9 protein-coding genes and 6 tRNA genes are annotated in these 18,010 nt (G+C 43.5%); 14 read left to right on the top strand and 1 reads right to left on the bottom strand.

What is annotated here, in order from left to right:
• The first annotated feature begins 53 nt into the window (after positions 1 to 53).
• From ftsH to msrA, 14 genes are all read left to right on the top strand, one after another.
• Complete coding sequence (gene ftsH / locus HU830_RS03850) at positions 54 to 2,147, top strand: ATP-dependent zinc metalloprotease FtsH (protein ID WP_176942472.1); 2,094 nt, start codon at positions 54 to 56, stop codon at positions 2,145 to 2,147.
• A gap of 77 nt (positions 2,148 to 2,224) precedes the next feature.
• The gene (locus tag HU830_RS03845) at positions 2,225 to 3,052 is read left to right on the top strand and encodes an Hsp33 family molecular chaperone HslO (protein WP_176942471.1); all 828 of its coding nucleotides are present in this window, start codon (positions 2,225 to 2,227) and stop codon (positions 3,050 to 3,052) included.
• Positions 3,053 to 3,118: 66 nt separating this feature from the next.
• Positions 3,119 to 4,123, top strand: a complete 1,005-nt coding sequence (gene dusB / locus HU830_RS03840) for a tRNA dihydrouridine synthase DusB (protein WP_176942470.1) — start codon at positions 3,119 to 3,121, stop codon at positions 4,121 to 4,123.
• A gap of 12 nt (positions 4,124 to 4,135) precedes the next feature.
• Positions 4,136 to 5,665, top strand: coding sequence for a lysine--tRNA ligase (gene lysS / locus HU830_RS03835; protein WP_176942469.1), 1,530 nt, complete (start codon positions 4,136 to 4,138; stop codon positions 5,663 to 5,665).
• 225 nt (positions 5,666 to 5,890) lie between these two features.
• Positions 5,891 to 5,963, top strand: a tRNA-Lys gene (locus HU830_RS03830).
• A 45-nt stretch (positions 5,964 to 6,008) separates the two neighbouring features.
• Positions 6,009 to 6,080, top strand: a tRNA-Gly gene (locus HU830_RS03825).
• A gap of 12 nt (positions 6,081 to 6,092) precedes the next feature.
• A tRNA-Leu gene (locus tag HU830_RS03820) sits at positions 6,093 to 6,178 on the top strand.
• A gap of 3 nt (positions 6,179 to 6,181) precedes the next feature.
• Positions 6,182 to 6,255 (top strand) — tRNA-Arg (locus HU830_RS03815).
• A 29-nt stretch (positions 6,256 to 6,284) separates the two neighbouring features.
• A tRNA-Gly gene (locus HU830_RS03810) sits at positions 6,285 to 6,356 on the top strand.
• 7 nt (positions 6,357 to 6,363) lie between these two features.
• A tRNA-Pro gene (locus HU830_RS03805) sits at positions 6,364 to 6,437 on the top strand.
• 125 nt (positions 6,438 to 6,562) lie between these two features.
• Complete coding sequence (locus tag HU830_RS03800; RefSeq protein ID WP_176942468.1) at positions 6,563 to 9,037, top strand: ATP-dependent Clp protease ATP-binding subunit; 2,475 nt, start codon at positions 6,563 to 6,565, stop codon at positions 9,035 to 9,037.
• A 210-nt stretch (positions 9,038 to 9,247) separates the two neighbouring features.
• Positions 9,248 to 12,892, top strand: a complete 3,645-nt coding sequence (gene rpoB, locus HU830_RS03795) for a DNA-directed RNA polymerase subunit beta (protein WP_176942467.1) — start codon at positions 9,248 to 9,250, stop codon at positions 12,890 to 12,892.
• Between the two features lie 14 nt (positions 12,893 to 12,906).
• Positions 12,907 to 16,551, top strand: a complete 3,645-nt coding sequence (rpoC, locus tag HU830_RS03790) for a DNA-directed RNA polymerase subunit beta' (RefSeq protein WP_176942466.1) — start codon at positions 12,907 to 12,909, stop codon at positions 16,549 to 16,551.
• A 97-nt stretch (positions 16,552 to 16,648) separates the two neighbouring features.
• Positions 16,649 to 17,170 (top strand): peptide-methionine (S)-S-oxide reductase MsrA, encoded by a 522-nt coding sequence (gene msrA, locus HU830_RS03785; RefSeq protein ID WP_176942465.1) that lies wholly within the window; start codon positions 16,649 to 16,651, stop codon positions 17,168 to 17,170.
• Here msrA and HU830_RS03780 read toward each other — a convergent pair.
• On the bottom strand, positions 17,148 to 17,852 hold the full coding sequence (locus tag HU830_RS03780; protein WP_176942464.1) for a prepilin peptidase: 705 nt from the start codon (positions 17,850 to 17,852) through the stop codon (positions 17,148 to 17,150). The genes msrA and HU830_RS03780 overlap by 23 nt on opposite strands.
• Positions 17,853 to 18,010: the final 158 nt, after the last annotated feature.

The following is an 18,010-nucleotide window of genomic DNA, read 5'->3' as shown; positions in this document are numbered from 1 at the left end:
TTTTGAATGTGTTAGCATAGAGTGCAAGCTAGATACTTTGGAGGAAAATCAGATTGAAAAATAATCGAAATGGGCTCCGCAATAACAGTCTATTTTATATCATTATTTTTATCCTCTTAGTCTTGGCAACAAGCTGGTTTGTTGGAGGGCAAGGTTCTGCTCAAACGGAGAATCTCACTTCCAGTGAATTTGTGACCAAGTTAAAGGCTAAGAAGATTAAGAATTTTGCCTTGCAGCCCGCTAATGGGGTTTACCACGTTTCAGGAACTTTGAAAAAAGCGGAATCCCCGAAAAAGACTAATAATAGTGGTTTAGCTATTTTAGGGAAGTCTGCCGCTACGATCCATAAGTCAGATAAATTTAAGGCGACGATTTTGCCGAACGATGCATCTTTGAAAGAAATTAATGCTGCTGCCCAGCAATCAAAGACAAAGATGAATACTGAAGGCGAATCTCAAAATGGGATGTGGCTCAATATTGCTTTGACGATTGTTCCGTTCTTGTTCTTTGCTTTCCTATTGTACTCAATGATGGGGCAAGCTGGTCAAGGTGGCGGTGGTGCCGGTAAGATTATGAGTTTTGGTAAAACTCAAACCAAACCGGTCGATCCCAAGAAAAATAAAGTTCGTTTTTCTGATGTCGCTGGAGCAGAAGAAGAAAAGCAAGAGTTAGTTGAAGTCGTCGACTTCTTGAAAGATCCTCGGAAGTATTTGGCTTTAGGAGCCCGAATTCCGTCAGGTGTTTTACTAGAAGGACCTCCGGGAACCGGAAAAACCTTGTTAGCTCGAGCAGTTGCTGGCGAAGCCGGTGTACCTTTCTATTCAATTTCTGGTTCTGACTTTGTAGAAATGTTTGTTGGGGTCGGAGCTTCCCGGGTTCGCGATTTATTTACGAATGCCAAGAAGAACGCACCAGCGATTATCTTTATTGATGAAATTGATGCCATTGGTCGGCAACGGGGCAATGGTAAAACCGGCGGTGGCAATGATGAACGGGAACAAACCTTGAACCAATTATTGGTTGAAATGGATGGTTTCACGGGTAAAGAAGGAATTATTGTCATTGCGGCTACTAACCGTTCTGATGTTTTGGATCCGGCCTTACTGCGGCCAGGTCGATTTGACCGAAAGATCTTAGTTGGTCGACCAGATGTTAAGGGTCGAGAAGCAATCTTGAAGGTTCACGCTAAGAACAAGCCTTTGACTGAGGATGTTGATTTGAAAGTCATTGCGCAACAGACACCTGGCTTTGTCGGGGCTGATTTGGAAAATGTCCTCAACGAAGCTGCTTTAGTAGCGGCGGAGCGGAACAAGACCAAGATTGATGCAGCGGATATTGATGAAGCGGAAGATCGGGTTATCGCTGGACCGGCGAAAAAAGATCGAGTTATTTCACCAGTCGAAAAAAATACTGTGGCTTACCACGAAGCTGGACACGCAATTATTGGGGTTGTCTTGAGTGACTCGCGAGTAGTCCGGAAAGTTACGATTATTCCGCGGGGGCGAGCTGGTGGATATGCCATCATGTTGCCTAAAGAAGATCAAAACCTCTTAACCAAGAAAGATTTAATGGAACAAATCGCTGGTTTAATGGGGGGACGGACTGCTGAAGAAATCATCTTTGGTAGTCAATCTTCCGGAGCTTCCAACGACTTTGAACAGGCAACCCAAATTGCCCGGGCAATGGTCACCGAATATGGAATGTCGGACCGTTTGGGAATGGTACAATTAGAAAAAGGTGGAGCCCCAGTTGGAGCTTACGGCCAAGCTAATTATTCTCAGGAAACGGCGACCGCGATTGATGAAGAAATTCGCAAGTTATTGGATGAAGGTCATCAAAAAGCGATTGAAATTATTCAGACTCATCGGGAACAACATAAGGCGATTGCGGAAGCTTTGCTGAAGTATGAAACCTTAGATGAGGCTCAGATTTTAAGTCTTTATAACACGGGCAAGATGCCTGAAAAAGATCAAGAAGAATTTCCTTCTGAGAAGGCTTCGACTTTTGAAGAAGCTAAGAAGGCGGCTCAACTTCGTGATGAAGCTAAGCAAGCTCGAGAAGAACAACATGAGCAAACTGAAGCTGATTCTGAAGAAAAAGCAACAGACATCAAGCCGACAGAGGATGATTCTGATCCGAAAGATTAATTAAAATAAGATTTACTAGAAAGCACAGACAATTGTCTGTGCTTTCCTTATGGTTGAAAAGAAGGCAGGAGGATAAAATGAACGATTATTTAATTCGCTGTTTAGTGGCTAAGTCTCAGTTGCGTTTCTTAGCTGTAGATGCTCCGTTGACCGTTCGCCAAGCGCAACTCTGTCATCAACTTCCGGCTAAGTCGGGGGCGGACTTAGGAGCTAGTTTGCTGGGAACTTTACTTTTGCAACAGGTGCTCACTAAAGATGCGGCCCCAGTAGCTGTCAATTTGACCAGCAGTGGAGTCACCATTGTGACGGATGCTGAAAAACCCGGCCAAGTTAGAGGTTATTTAAAGTCGGAAAATAATTCAAAACTAGGGGTAACTTTACCCGGAGTATTAACGGTCAGCCGGTTTGATGATCTCCATCAACCCTTTCGGGGACAGATTGAATTAAGCTCACCAATAATTGCGCCTAATTACACCCAGTATTTGCAGCAATCTGAACAGATTACTTCACAGATGGTTTGTGTCCTAACGCAAGATGAAGCGGGAACGATTATCCACGCGAAGGGACTTTTGCTGCAAGCTCTACCCCAAACGCCAACGAAAGTTTGGCAAGCAGCCCAAATAAAACTCAAAAATCTTACAGCTTCGATTTCAGAGCTGAGTCTGGAAGAATGTCTTAAGCAATTAACCCCAGATCAACCAGCGATCGCGACTACCCGTTTGCCGGTGGCTTGGCAGTGTTCTTGTTCTAAAGAGCGTTTTGAAGCGGGTTTGGCGACTTTAGGTTTAAGTGATTTACAAGATTTAGCGGCGCAAAAGACGGCAGTTGAGACAGTTTGTCCCTTTTGTCGAGCCCATTATGATTTTACGCCCACAGAAATTGCCGACTTGATTGCTGAGAAGTAATTGGCAGTCTGGCGGGAGTTTTGCTATTATGTAATTAGTTTGACTTGAAAAGAAAGGGAGAATTTCATGGAATGGAAAATCGGTTCGGTTACAATTGCTAATCAGGTAGTTGTAGCTCCGATGGCGGGAATCTCAAATTATGCTTTCCGAATGACAGCCAAAGAATTTGGGGCGGGTCTAGTGATTTGCGAAATGGTGAGTGACCGCGGAATTTTACATCACAATCGGCGAACCCAAGAAATGCTGTATGTGAACGAAGAAGAACATCCCATCAGTATTCAACTATTTGGTGGTTCTAAAGAAACCTTGGTACCGGCTATTAAATATGTAGCGGAGAATACGGCAGCAGATATTATTGATATCAATATGGGATGTCCCGTAAAAAAAGTTACCAAAACCGGAGCGGGTTCCAATTGGCTATTGGATCCGGAGAGAATTTATGACTTGGTCCGGGCCGCCAAAGCGGAGATTGATAAACCTTTAACTGTCAAGTTGCGGACCGGCTGGGATCAAGATCATATTCTAGCGGTGGAGAACGCGCTAGCAGCAGAAGCTGGTGGGGCTGATGCTGTTGCCATGCACGGCCGGACCAGAGCCCAAATGTATACGGGACAGGCTGACTGGGAACTTTTGCACGAAGTAGCTCAGCAGCTCACGATTCCTTTCATGGGCAATGGTGATATTAAGACTCCCCAAGATGCGAAGCGGATGATTGAAGAAGTTGGTGCTGACGCCGTGATGGTGGCGCGGGGGGCAATTGGAAATCCCTGGGCACTCAAAGCTATGGCCCATTATTTGGACACGGGTGAATTATTGGCCGAACCAACCCCTATGGAGAAGGTTCGCGTAGCTCAAGAAGAATTGGCTCGCTTGGTCACCTTGAAGGGTGAAAAGATCGGCGTACCCGAATTTCGTCAACAAGCAGCTTATTATTTGAAGGGAATTCCCCGTTCGGCCCGGACCAAAGCCGCGATTAATGAAGTCCAAACCCAAGCTGAAGTCGATACAATTTTAGAAGGTTTTGCCTACCAAGCCCAGAATCGCTTGGAAGAAGTTTCTAGTTCAAAGTAAGGAGTAAAGTAAATGTCGAAGAATAAGAATGCTAATCGCCCTTCGGAGTTAGAAAAGCAAATGCAAGTTCGTCGCGATAAAATGGATGAACTCCGTGCTGCGGGGATTGATCCATTTGGACATAGTTATGAACCGACGGCAACTGCCGGTCAATTACATCAAGATTACGATGATGTAGCTAAGGAAGAACTGGAAGCAAAAGTTGAAACAGTCAAAGTTGCCGGTCGAATGATGTCTAAGCGGGGAAAAGGAAAAGTCGGTTTTGCTGATTTGAAAGATCGAACTGGCCGAATTCAAGTCTACGTTCGTAAAGATGTCGTGGGTGACGATAATTATCTATTATTTAAACGCTCCGACTTAGGTGATATTTTTGGGATGGAAGGCGAGGTCATGAAGACCGACATGGGTGAACTGACTGTCAAAGTTACCCATGTGACACTTTTGACCAAAGCTCTCCGCCCGTTACCGGATAAATATCACGGTTTAACGAATGTGGAACAAATTTATCGGCAACGTTATTTAGACTTGATTGCCAATCCTGAAAGTTTTGCCCGCTTCACCAAACGAACCAAGATAATTTCGGCAATTCGAGAATACTTGGATCAACACGGGTTCTTAGAAGTTGAGACTCCCGTTTTACATGGGCAAGCTGGGGGAGCTTCGGCACGGCCCTTTGTAACGCATCACAATGCCTTGAACTTAGATATGTACTTGCGAATTGCTTTGGAATTGCACCTAAAACGGTTAATCGTTGGGGGCATGGAACGAGTTTATGAAATCGGCCGAGTTTTCCGGAATGAAGGTTTAGATACTAAACATAATCCGGAATTCACCGAGTTAGAAAGTTATGCGGCTTACTTTGATTTTCAAGATGTGATGAATGAGATTGAAGGAATTTTCCAATATGCAGCTCAAAAAGCCCTCGGAACTCAAAAAGTCACTTATCAAGGACAAGAATTAGATTTGGGTCAACCTTTCAAGCGCCAACACATGGTTGATGCCATTAAAGAACAAACCGGCGTGGACTTTTGGCCAGAAATGTCCTTAGAAAAAGCCCGATCTTTAGCTGATGAGCACCATGTTCACTATGAAGACTATTGGCAAGTAGGACATATCATTGATGCCTTCTTTGAAGATTTTGTGGAAGAGAGTATCAAGGAACCGACCTTTATTTATGGTCATCCGATCGAAATTTCCCCCCTAGCGAAAAAGAATGCTGATGATCCTCGCTTCACCGACCGTTTTGAATTATTTATTTTAGGAAATGAATATGCGAACGCCTTTACGGAATTAAATGATCCGATTGATCAACGGCAACGTTTTGAAGCTCAAATGCAAGAACAGGCTGCTGGTAATGACGAGGCCGAATCAATCGATGAAGATTTCGTCGAAGCCTTGGAATATGGTCTTCCCCCAACAGGTGGTTTAGGAATTGGGATCGATCGCCTGGTGATGTTATTGACAGATGCTGCTTCAATTCGGGATGTGCTTTTATTCCCAACCATGCGTCCAGAAGAAGATGCAGAAAATCAAAATAAGTAGTTCTATTCAGGGCTAGTTATCGTTTTTGGAGCTTCAAGCTTGATAAATTTAGGATTCCGTTATGGAATCCTTTTTTTGAGCGGCAGAATGAAAAATAAATCTTCTGAAAATGAAAAAAGCTGTCTGCTGGTGACTAATTGCTGGCAAGCTTTTTGAAAGTTATTCTTGTTTTTCAGATATTTAATTGCTATAATGATACAGTCGTTAGGTAAACTAATGATTGTTGAGTCGCTAGCTCAGCTGGTAGAGCAACGGCCTTTTAAGCCGTGGGTCGTGGGTCCGAGCCCCACGCGACTCATATTAGCTGATCTTGATACTTAATGACACCCTTTCTTATTATTTTGCGGAAGTAGTTCAGTGGTAGAACATCACCTTGCCATGGTGGGGGTCGCGGGTTCGAATCCCGTCTTCCGCTTTACCAGATTTTGCCGGGGTGGCGGAACTGGCAGACGCACAGGACTTAAAATCCTGCGGTGAGTGATCACCGTACCGGTTCGATTCCGGTCCTCGGCATATGCACCTATAGCGCAATTGGATAGAGTGTCTGACTACGAATCAGAAGGTTGTAGGTTCGACTCCTACTAGGTGCATTAATTATCATTTTTTCAGTTTATAATTTGCGGAAGTAGTTCAGTGGTAGAACATCACCTTGCCATGGTGGGGGTCGCGGGTTCGAATCCCGTCTTCCGCTTTTCTTACGGGAAATAGCTCAGCTTGGTAGAGCACTACGTTCGGGACGTAGGGGTCGCAAGTTCGAATCTTGTTTTCCCGATTTTATAGTTTATTGAAGGATTAGCGAAAGCTGATCCTTTTTGCTAACATTTTTTTTCGGAAGAAGAGTGTGGTATACTCTCAATTCAGATAGACGATGTCGTTGCGAGAAAGAAGAGGCTTCTCATGAAAGAATTATTTACTCCCAGTGCTCAAAAATCATTAAAGCTAGCGCAAAATGCAGCGCAAAAGATGCGCCATCATGAAGTCGGGACTGAACATATCTTACTCGGTTTAGCTCAAGAAGGTTCAGGCGTAGCGGCTAAGACACTGAATCAATTACAAGTGAAGACTGAAGATATTCAAGATGAGATCGCGGCTTTGACCGGTTTTGGTCCTAAAGATGATGCGGCAGCCCAGATGCAATATTTACCTTATTCCCCGCGAGCAAGCCAAATTTTAGAAGATTCTACTCATCAGGCTCAGTTATTAGAAGCTTCGCAAGTTGGGACTAGTCATATCTTTTTGGCTTTGTTACGGGATCAAAGCGTCTTAGCTAATCGAATTTTACAAAATTTAGATTTAAGTGTGATTCAAGTTCGAAAATTACTATTGCAAAAGATGGGCGTCACGGGAAAGAAAAATAAGCCTAGTTCTTCCAGTGCTGCTGCAGCTACTGAGTCTACGACTCCAACATTAGATAAATTAGCCCGAAATTTGACGGAAATGGCGAAACGTGGATTAATCGATCCTGTAATTGGCCGTGATTCTGAAATCAAACGGGCCCTCCAAATCATGAGTCGCCGAACCAAGAATAATCCGATTTTCTTAGGTGATCCGGGAGTCGGGAAAACCGCAATTGTTGAAGGCTTAGCCCAACGAATTGTTCAAGGGGATGTTCCTGAAGAACTCTGGTCTAAAAGAATTATGATGCTCGATATTGGTACCCTAGTTGCCGGAACCAAGTATCGCGGCGAATTTGAAGATCGCTTGAAGAAGATCGTTAATGAAGTTTACCGCGATGGCGAAGTCATTTTGTTCATTGATGAATTGCATACTATTATTGGTGCTGGTGGTGCCGAAGGAGCTATTGATGCTTCCAATATCTTAAAGCCTGCTTTATCGCGCGGCGAACTCCAAATTATTGGGGCGACAACGCTCGATGAATATCAGAAGTATATTGAAAAAGATGCCGCTTTTGCTCGTCGTTTCGCGAAGGTTCAAGTTGGCGAGCCGGATGTGACTACCAGTTTGGCAATTCTTAAGGGTCTGCGGCCCAAGTATGAAGAATACCATCAACTTAAAATTCAAGATGCTGCTTTAGAAGCCGCTATTAACCTATCGAAGCGTTATTTGCCCAGTCGCTATTTGCCGGATAAAGCAATTGATTTGATGGATGAAGCTAGTGCGCGGGTGCATATCAAAAATGCGAAAAATGCTGATTTTCAGCGTTTGGAAAGTTTAGAACAAGAACTTAATGAAGCCTTAAAGGAACGCGATCAGGCTTTACAAGAACAAGATTTTGTTCGCGCCGCTCAATTACAAGGTCAAGAGGAAACTTTACAAGACCAACTTAATCAATTATTGGTTAAAACTTCTCAGCGCCGTCCCGGACGCCAACCCCAAGTTAAGCCCGAAGATATTGCCGCGGTAGTTTCCCAATGGACCGGAGTACCAGTCCAACGCTTAACGGCTAAAGAAAGCAAACAATTATTAAACTTAGAGCAAGATTTGCATCGGCGGGTTGTGGGCCAAGAAGAAGCTGTATCAGCAGTTTCGAAGGCGATTCGCCGTTCTCGCAGCGGTTTACAAGATGCTCAACGCCCCATTGGCTCTTTCATTTTTCTAGGACCGACCGGGGTAGGAAAAACAGAACTGGCAAAGGCTTTGGCAACAACGGTCTTTGGCAGTGAAGACAATTTGATTCGAATTGATATGTCCGAATATATGGAGAAGTTTAATACTTCACGCTTAGTTGGTTCAGCCCCTGGCTATGTGGGCTATGAAGAAGGGGGGCAACTGAGTGAGCGAGTTCGAAATCAACCTTACTCAGTCGTTCTTTTAGACGAAGTGGAAAAGGCGCACCCCGATGTTTTTAACTTGTTATTACAAGTTTTAGATGACGGCTTTTTAACTGATGCCAAAGGACGCAAGGTTGACTTTCGAAATACAATCATTATTATGACTTCCAATTTGGGAGCAACCGATCTGCGTGATGAACATAATGTGGGCTTTAATCCCTTGGCAAGTCGGGATCATTATCAAGATTTAAAGCAAAAGATCTTGACTGCCGCGAAGAAGTTCTTCCGCCCCGAATTTTTGAATCGAATTGATAAGCTCTTAGTTTTCCATGAATTAAGCACTACGAATCTCCAAGCAATTGTCAAACTAATGACGGATCAATTAAATCAGAAACTGCAAGCGCAAAAGATCAGCTTGAAAGTCAGCCCTAAAGCCCGGCAATTATTGGCACAAAAGGGTTCTGATAAGGCTTTGGGGGCTCGGCCCTTGCGGCGAACAATTCAAAAGCGCTTAGAGAATCCGATTAGTGATTTGATTTTACAACAGGAATTACAAGCCGATGATCAGCTGAAAGTCGGGGTCGAACAAGGAGAATTAAAGCTCCAAGTCGAGCATCTAGCACCAGTAGTTCATAGTTGACAATTAAAGAATTATAGTTTAACATTAGAAGAACTAATTAGCGTAGCTCAAATACGTATCTCTCCCGAAATCTTGTCCGGGTGGAGATTATAAAAAGCAAAAGTAGCAATTAGCTATTTTTGGTTTTTTTTTGCTCGCAGAGCGCTAATTATGGTTTTGTAATCAAAATGTAATATTTGAGAACTAGATTGTCTTGAAAGGGTGAACAGTTTGACGCAAGAAACAGCTCGTTATCATAATGTTAATTATGGTAAGCACCGAACACGACGTAGTTATGCGCGGATTAAAGAAGTATTGCCGTTGCCAAATTTGATCAACATTCAGACTAATTCCTACAATTGGTTTTTGGATGAAGGTTTAAAGGATATGTTCCAAGATATCATGCCGATTGATGATTTTGCTGGTACTTTATCGCTCGATTACGTGGATTACAAGCTTTTAAAGCCGAAATATAAGGTGGAAGAAGCTCGGGATCATGATGCTAATTATTCGGCACCGCTACACGTGACTTTACGTTTAACCAATCATGAAACTGGGGAAATTAAGACGCAAGATGTTTTCTTTGGTGATTTCCCACTCATGACCCAACAAGGGACCTTTATCATTAACGGTGCTGAACGAGTAATTGTCTCCCAGTTAGTTCGTTCACCTGGAGTTTATTACACGGCTGAAATTGATAAGAATGGCCGGATGATTTACGGAACAACTGTCATCCCTAACCGGGGAGCTTGGCTGGAATTTGATAATGATGCCAAGAATATTTCTTATGTTCGAATTGATCGGACGCGGAAATTACCGATTACAGAATTAGTTCGGTCCCTAGGTTTTGGATCCGACGGTGAAATTATTGACATTTTAGGTGCCAATAGCGATACCTTAAATTTAACTTTAGAAAAAGATGTTCATAAAGATACCAGTGATTCACGAGTAGCTGAATCTCTAAAAGATATTTACGAACGGTTACGCCCGGGTGAACCAAAGACCGCGGAAAGTTCCCGCTCCCTGCTTTATGCCCGCTTCTTTGATCCGAAGCGTTATGATACGGCTCCGGTAGGACGTTACAAAGTTAATAAAAAGTTGAATCTAAAAACTCGGTTAATGAATTTGACCTTGGCAGAGACCTTGGCCGATCCAGAAACCGGAGAAATTATTTTGAAAAAGGACACGAAACTCGATCGTGATGCGATGGCAACTCTAGCACCTTATTTGAAGGATCCAGCTTTTAAAGCCGTCACTTTCCAACCATCAGAAGATGGGATCTTACCTGATCCTGTGACTGTCCAAATGATTAAAGTTTATTCAAACGAAGATGAAGACAAGATCGTCAACATCTTAGGTAATGATCTAATTGACTTAAACGTGAAACATATTACTCCGGCTGATATTTTGTGTGAAATTAATTACTTCTTGAACTTGCAAGAAGGAATTGGCGTAACTGATGATATTGACCACTTGGGTAATCGGCGTATTCGTTCAGTTGGGGAACTTTTACAAAACCAATTCCGTTTAGGTTTATCACGGATGGAACGGGTTGTCCGGGAACGGATGTCAATCCAAGATACGGCGACAGTTACCCCGCAACAATTGATTAATATTCGTCCAGTTGTGGCAGCCATCAAGGAATTCTTTGGTTCATCACAATTATCCCAATTCATGGATCAAAATAATCCTTTAGGTGAATTGACCCACAAACGCCGACTTTCAGCCTTAGGACCGGGTGGTTTAACTCGGGATCGAGCTGGTTATGCGGTGCGGGATGTCCACTATACCCATTACGGCCGGATGTGTCCGATTGAAACTCCTGAAGGACCAAATATTGGTTTAATTAACAACTTGGCCACCTATGGGGTGGTTAATAAGTATGGATTTATTGAAACTCCTTATCGTCGGGTATCTTGGGATACGCATAAAGTTACCGATAAGATTGACTATTTAACTGCTGATGAAGAAGATAATTACGTTGTGGCGCAGGCTAATACCCCGTTGAATCCCGATGGTTCTTTTGCGGAAAAGGCGATTTTAGCACGGCATCAAGATGATAATATTGAAACAACTGCTGAAAAAGTCGATTATATGGATGTTTCTCCTCGACAAGTTGTTTCCGTGGCCACCTCCTGTATTCCTTTCTTGGAAAACGATGATTCTAACCGGGCCTTAATGGGTGCGAACATGCAGCGGCAAGCGGTGCCTTTGTTAAAACCACACTCTCCGTTAGTCGGAACCAGTATGGAATATGTAGCAGCCCATGACTCAGGAACAGCTCTCTTGGCGCAACATGATGGAATTGTGCAATATGTTGATGCTAAGTTAGTCAAGATTCAAAGAGCTGATGGAACTGAAGACACTTATAAATTAATGAAGTATCGTCGGTCCAATGCTGGAAAATGTTATAACCAACGTCCAATTGTGAAAAAGGGTGACCATGTTGATCAAGGCGAGATTATTGCCGATGGTCCCGCAATGCAACAAGGAGAATTGGCCTTAGGTCAAAATCCGTTAATTGCTTTCATGACTTGGAATATGTATAACTACGAAGATGCGATTGTTTTATCTGAACGTTTAGTGCGCGATGATGTCTATACTTCAATTCATATTGAAGAATATGAATCAGAAGCGCGGGATACAAAATTAGGACCGGAAGAAATTACCCGGGAAATCCCCAATGTCGGGGAAGATGCTTTACGCGACTTAGATGAAATGGGTGTTGTCCGGATTGGAGCCGAAGTTCGTGATGGTGACATTTTAGTTGGTAAAGTTACTCCGAAGGGAGTTACGGAATTATCTTCTGAAGAACGACTTCTCCATGCTATCTTTGGGGAAAAGGCTCGCGAAGTACGGGATACCTCCTTGCGAGTTCCTCACGGTGGTGGCGGTATTGTTCAAGATGTTAAAGTCTTTACCCGCGAAGCCGGCGATGAATTAAGTCCTGGTGTCAACACTATGGTTCGCGTTTATATTGCCCAGAAGCGGAAAATCCAAGTGGGTGATAAAATGGCTGGTCGGCATGGTAATAAAGGAACAGTTTCCATTGTGGTTCCCGAAGAAGACATGCCTTACATGCCTGATGGAACCCCAATTGATATCCTCTTGAATCCAATGGGAGTTCCTTCCCGGATGAACATTGGTCAAGTCCTCGAATTACACTTGGGAATGGCAGCTCGGAACTTGGGAATTCATGTGGCTACTCCAGTCTTTGATGGGGCTAGTGATGATGACTTATGGGCCGCAGTTAAAGAAGCTAATATGGCTCGTGATGCCAAGACTGTCTTATACGATGGTCGAACCGGAGAACCTTTCCACAACCGTGTTGCGGTCGGGGTAATGTACTATATGAAATTAGCCCATATGGTCGATGATAAGATCCATGCACGTTCCATTGGACCGTACTCCTTGGTTACGCAACAACCTCTAGGTGGGAAAGCTCAATTCGGGGGTCAGCGTTTTGGGGAAATGGAAGTTTGGGCTCTGGAAGCTTACGGAGCCGCTTATACCCTTCAAGAAATCCTCACCTATAAGTCTGATGATGTAACCGGACGGGTTAACACTTATGAAGCCATTGTCAAAGGTGAAACGATTCCGAAGCCGGGAGTACCCGAATCTTTCAGAGTTTTGATTAAAGAATTAGAATCCTTGGGTCTGGATATGAAGATCTTAAACCATAATCATCAAGAACTTGACTTAGAAGATATGGAAGAAGACAAGACTGACGATGATCTAGACGCTTTAGCTAAGTTAGCCAAAGAACAAGAAGTTAAACGTGCTCAAATGCCAACGCATATGAAAAAGAACGATCCTGAATCAATGATGGGTAGTTTGATTGACCGGATTAACATGCAAAGCAAGAAGAGTAAATAAGAGGAGGTTGCCAGTTGATAGATGTCAATAAGTTTGAAAGTATGCAAATTGGTTTAGCTTCACCAGACAAGATTCGGAGTTGGTCTTACGGTGAAGTTAAGAAGCCTGAAACCATTAACTATCGTACTTTGAAACCGGAACGTGACGGCTTGTTTGACGAACGGATCTTTGGTCCAACCAAAGATTGGGAATGTGCTTGTGGAAAATATAAGCGGATTCGCTATAAGGGAATTGTTTGTGATCGTTGTGGCGTCGAAGTTACCAAGTCTAAAGTGCGGCGTGAACGGATGGGACACATTGAACTTGCTGCCCCGGTAACGCATATTTGGTACTTTAAGGGAATTCCTAGTCGGATGGGCTTAGTTTTGGATATGAGTCCTCGGGCCCTAGAAGAAATTATTTATTTTGCTGCTTACGTCGTAATTAAAGCCGGTGATACTGATCTAGAAGAAAAGCAGTTGCTGACAGAAACTGAATATCGGCAAAAAAGAGAACAATATGGCAAAGCCTTTGACGCCAAAATGGGTGCCGAAGGAATCAAAGAATTATTGCAAGCTGTCGACTTGGAAGAAGAAGTTAGCCAGTTAAAAGACACCTTGAAGACCGCAACAGGACAAAAAAGAACACGAGCAATTCGCCGGTTAGATATCTTGAATGCTTTCAAAGATTCCCATAATCATCCTGATTGGATGGTAATGGATTGCATTCCTATAATTCCACCTGATTTACGGCCGATGGTCCAATTAGAAGGGGGACGTTTCGCGACTTCTGACTTGAACGATTTGTATCGTCGGGTAATCAACCGGAATAATCGTTTGAAGCGTTTGTTAGACTTAAATGCTCCGAATATTATTGTGCAAAACGAAAAGCGGATGTTACAAGAAGCCGTTGATGCTTTGATTGATAATGGTCGTCGTGGTCGTCCCGTTACTGGCCCAGGAAATCGGCCTTTGAAGTCCTTATCGCATATGCTGAAAGGAAAGCAAGGACGTTTCCGGCAAAACTTGTTAGGAAAGCGGGTTGACTACTCCGGTCGTTCGGTTATCGATGTCGGACCAACCTTGAAGTTCTATCAATGTGGTTTACCACGGGAAATGGCTTTGGAACTTTTCAAACCTTTCGTCATGCATGAATTAGTTAAACGCGAATTGGCTTCAAACATTAAGAATGCCAAGCGGAAGATTGAACGTCAAGATGATGCTGTTTGGGATGTCTTAGAAGATGTGATTAAGGAACGGCCAGTTCTTTTGAACCGGGCACCTACCTTGCACCGTTTAGGTATTCAAGCTTTTGAACCTGTTTTGGTTGATGGAAAATCAATTCGTCTGCATCCCCTCGCTTGTGAAGCTTACAATGCCGACTTTGACGGGGATCAGATGGCTGTTCACGTGCCTTTGTCTGATGAAGCTCAAGCTGAAGCGCGGATGTTAATGTTAGCTGCGCACCATATCTTGGCTCCAAAAGATGGAAAGCCAATCGTAACTCCTTCTCAGGACGTAGTTTTAGGAAACTATTACTTGACCTTGGAAGAACGCGGTCGTGAAGGCGAAGGAATGATCTTCAAAGATATTAACGAAGTTGAAATGGCTTATCGCGATGGCTTAGTTCACTGGCATACTCGGATCGGTCTTTCAACGAAGACTTTGACTTCTTTTGCCTTTACTGAAGAACAAAAAGATCGAATCATGATTACGAGTGTCGGGAAAGTTATCTTTAATCGAATGCTTCCTGCTGGCTTGCCATTTTTAAATGAACCGACAGCGAAGAATCTTGAAGAAGCTGTTCCAGAAAAGTATTTCTTGGATGCTGGCGAAGATATCCATCAGCGTTTACAAGATATGCCTTTGACTGATCCCTTTAAAAAAGGCTATTTGAGCGATATTATTGCACAAGTCTTTAAGTTATATAAAGTTCAACGAACCTCAGAATTGTTGGATGACATGAAGGAATTGGGTTACCGGGCATGTACTTTGTCTGGATTAACTGTTGGGGTTTCTGATGTCCCGCAGTTGGATGACAAGCAAGAAATTGTTGATCAAGCTCACCAACAAGTGGCAACAGTTTCCAAGCAATTCCGGCGTGGTTTAATTACTGACGAAGAACGCCATAATCGCGTTATCAGTATTTGGAATGATGCAAAAGATGAAATTCAACAACAATTAATGGATAGTTTTGATCCCAAGAACCCAATTTCAATGATGTCCGACTCTGGAGCCCGGGGAAATATTTCTAACTTTACGCAGTTAGCGGGAATGCGGGGCTTAATGGCCGCTCCTAACGGTGGAATGATGGAAATCCCAGTTACTTCTAACTTCCGGGAGGGTCTGTCCGTCTTAGAAATGTTCATGTCCACTCACGGGGCCCGGAAAGGGATGACCGATACGGCCTTAAAAACCGCGAACTCTGGTTACTTGACCCGGCGTTTAGTTGATGTGGCCCAAGATGTTATTGTCCGGGAAGAAGACTGTGGAACTGATCGGGGAGTTACCGTCGCAGCTATTCGCGATGGTAATGAAATTATTGAACCGTTATACGATCGGTTAATTGGTCGTTACACCCAGAAAACAATCCTTAACCCAGAGACCAACGAAGAAATGTTGGCGCCTAACAGTCTGATTGATGAAGACTTAGCTCGCAAGATTATTGAAGCTGGGGTAACAGAAGTAACAATTCGAACGGCCTTTACCTGCAACACCTTGCATGGGGTTTGTCAAAAATGTTACGGTCGCAACTTAGCTACCGGTGAAGAAGTTGAAGTCGGAGAAGCGGTTGGAGTTGTTGCCGCGCAGTCAATCGGAGAACCAGGAACGCAGTTAACCATGCGGAACTTCCATACCGGAGGGGTTGCCGGGGGTGAAGATATCACTCAAGGGCTACCTCGGGTTGAAGAAATTTTTGAAGCTCGGAATCCAAAAGGTCTTGCGCATATTTCTGAAGTTGATGGAACCGTGACGGCGATTGATGAAAATCCGGCGGAACATACGCGAGAAATTACGGTTGAAGGTCAAACCGATACCCGAACCTACAGCATTCCTTATACAGCTAGTGTTGCTGTAGCTGAAGGTGACCATGTAGATCGTGGTGGTAAACTAACCGAAGGTTCAATCGATCCGAAGCAGTTAATTAAGATTACTGATGTTCGAACAACAGAAGATTATCTCCTGTCCGAAGTGCAGAAGGTTTACCGGATGCAGGGTGTGGATATTAGTGACAAGCATATTGAAGTTATGGTGCGCAAGATGTTGCGGAAGGTTCGGGTCTTAGATCCAGGCGATACCAATGTCTTACCAGGTTCCTTGTTAGATATCGGGCAATTTACTGATAATAATACTGACGCTTTGGTTTCTGGAAAATTACCAGCAACTGGGGCACCAGTTCTCTTGGGAATCACCAAGGCTTCCTTGGAAACTAATAGTTTCTTGTCCGCAGCTTCCTTCCAGGAAACAACTCGGGTCTTAACTGATGCCTCAATTCGGGGTAAAGATGATCCATTAGTTGGTTTGAAGGAAAATGTTATGATTGGGAAACTGATTCCGGCTGGAACCGGAATGGCTAAGTATCAACATATGCAGCCAGAAAAAGTGGGCGTTGTTGTTGATGGAAGCAATGATGATATTGATGTTGATAATTTAGAAGAAAAATTACGTTCTGATAATTAATCTAAAAAGGAATCACGTATCTTGTGGAGGCAAGCTAACGTGGTTCCTTTTTTTGAGAGTAAGTTTTAAAATAGTTTTATGCGAAAGGATGGTTAAAATGGAAAAAACAGAAAAGGCAATCTTTGCTGGCGGCTGCTTTTGGTGCATGGTAGCACCGTTTGAAGAGATGTCCGGAATCAAAAAAGTAACTTCGGGCTATACTGGAGGTCACGTTCCCAATCCCACTTATGAACAGGTATCACATCATGAGACGGGCCATACTGAGGCTGTTGAAATTATTTTTGATCCGCAAGTAATTTCCTATGCGGAATTAGTTGAAATTTATTGGCAACAGACCGATCCAACGGATGCTATGGGCCAATTTCAGGATCGAGGAGATAACTATCGTCCGGTAATCTATGTGCAAAATGAAAGCCAACGGCAGATTGCTGAAGAATCAAAGCAACGTCTGCAAGCTAGTGGTCGCTTTACGGACCCCATTGTAACGACCATTGAACCAGCACAACCTTTTTACCCAGCAGAAGCTGAACATCAACAGTTTTACCAAAAGAATCCCCGACGTTATCAAATGGAAGAAGCCGGCGGTCGGCAAACTTTTATCCAAAAATACTGGTCTTAAGAAACGGGATCACAATACAAAGTAAGAGACTAACTAAAATAAAAGGAACGAAGGGAAGCCGGTGGATCGAATGACCCCCGACTTTTTTGATTGTCCAATAAGTGATTGCCAAGAGGCTAGCTCCCAAGACTAGAAAAAGGCTTGTTAGAAGATCTAAGAAGAGGGCAATTACCAAAAGAACCTCTAAATCTCCGATTCCCCAAGCGTGTCGCTGGAAGAACCAGAAGCTAGTGAGGATAGTCGCTAAAAGTAACCAAGAGAAGAAACGCTCCATCGTCCAAGGAGTCCAGAATACCAGGAAAATTGTAATGGGAATTAAGGTCACCGGCCAGATCGCTAAAAAAAGGTAATCATCCCAAGCGGCTACGGCGACTGTTAGTAGCAGGCCAATTAAGAGATAAGGATTGTATTGATTTTGCCAACTGGCAAGAATTCCACAGCCCAGACCAAAGAGTTCAAAGTAAAAAATCCCCGGTCGAATAGGATATTGGCAAAAGGCGCAGCGGCCGTGAAGAAAGATGTAACTAAAGAGGGGAATTTCTTGGTACCAAAATAGTTGATGCTGACAATGGTCACAATGAGAACGTCCGCGATAAAATTTCTCTCCTTGGGGCAAACGCAGGGCCACTACCCCTGCGAAAGAAGCTAGGCAAGTGCTTAAAAGTAAATTAAAGTAGAGCATCAAGATCACCTCAGTTTATAATTACCCTAAAGTTCGTAAATTTATCGAAAAATTGCTGTTAAAAAGCAGGGGAGATTTTAGCTAGTTCCAGATTTAAGATGGTAGAAAAAATAGAAGCCACAAAAAAACGCCTTGCGGCGTTAATTTTTTTGGCTAAA

This window comes from Bombilactobacillus apium (genome assembly GCF_013385145.1).
In the GTDB taxonomy this organism is placed as follows: domain Bacteria; phylum Bacillota; class Bacilli; order Lactobacillales; family Lactobacillaceae; genus Bombilactobacillus; species Bombilactobacillus apium.
Note: the sequence above shows the minus strand (reverse complement) of the source record. Positions and strands in the feature narration are given on the sequence as shown.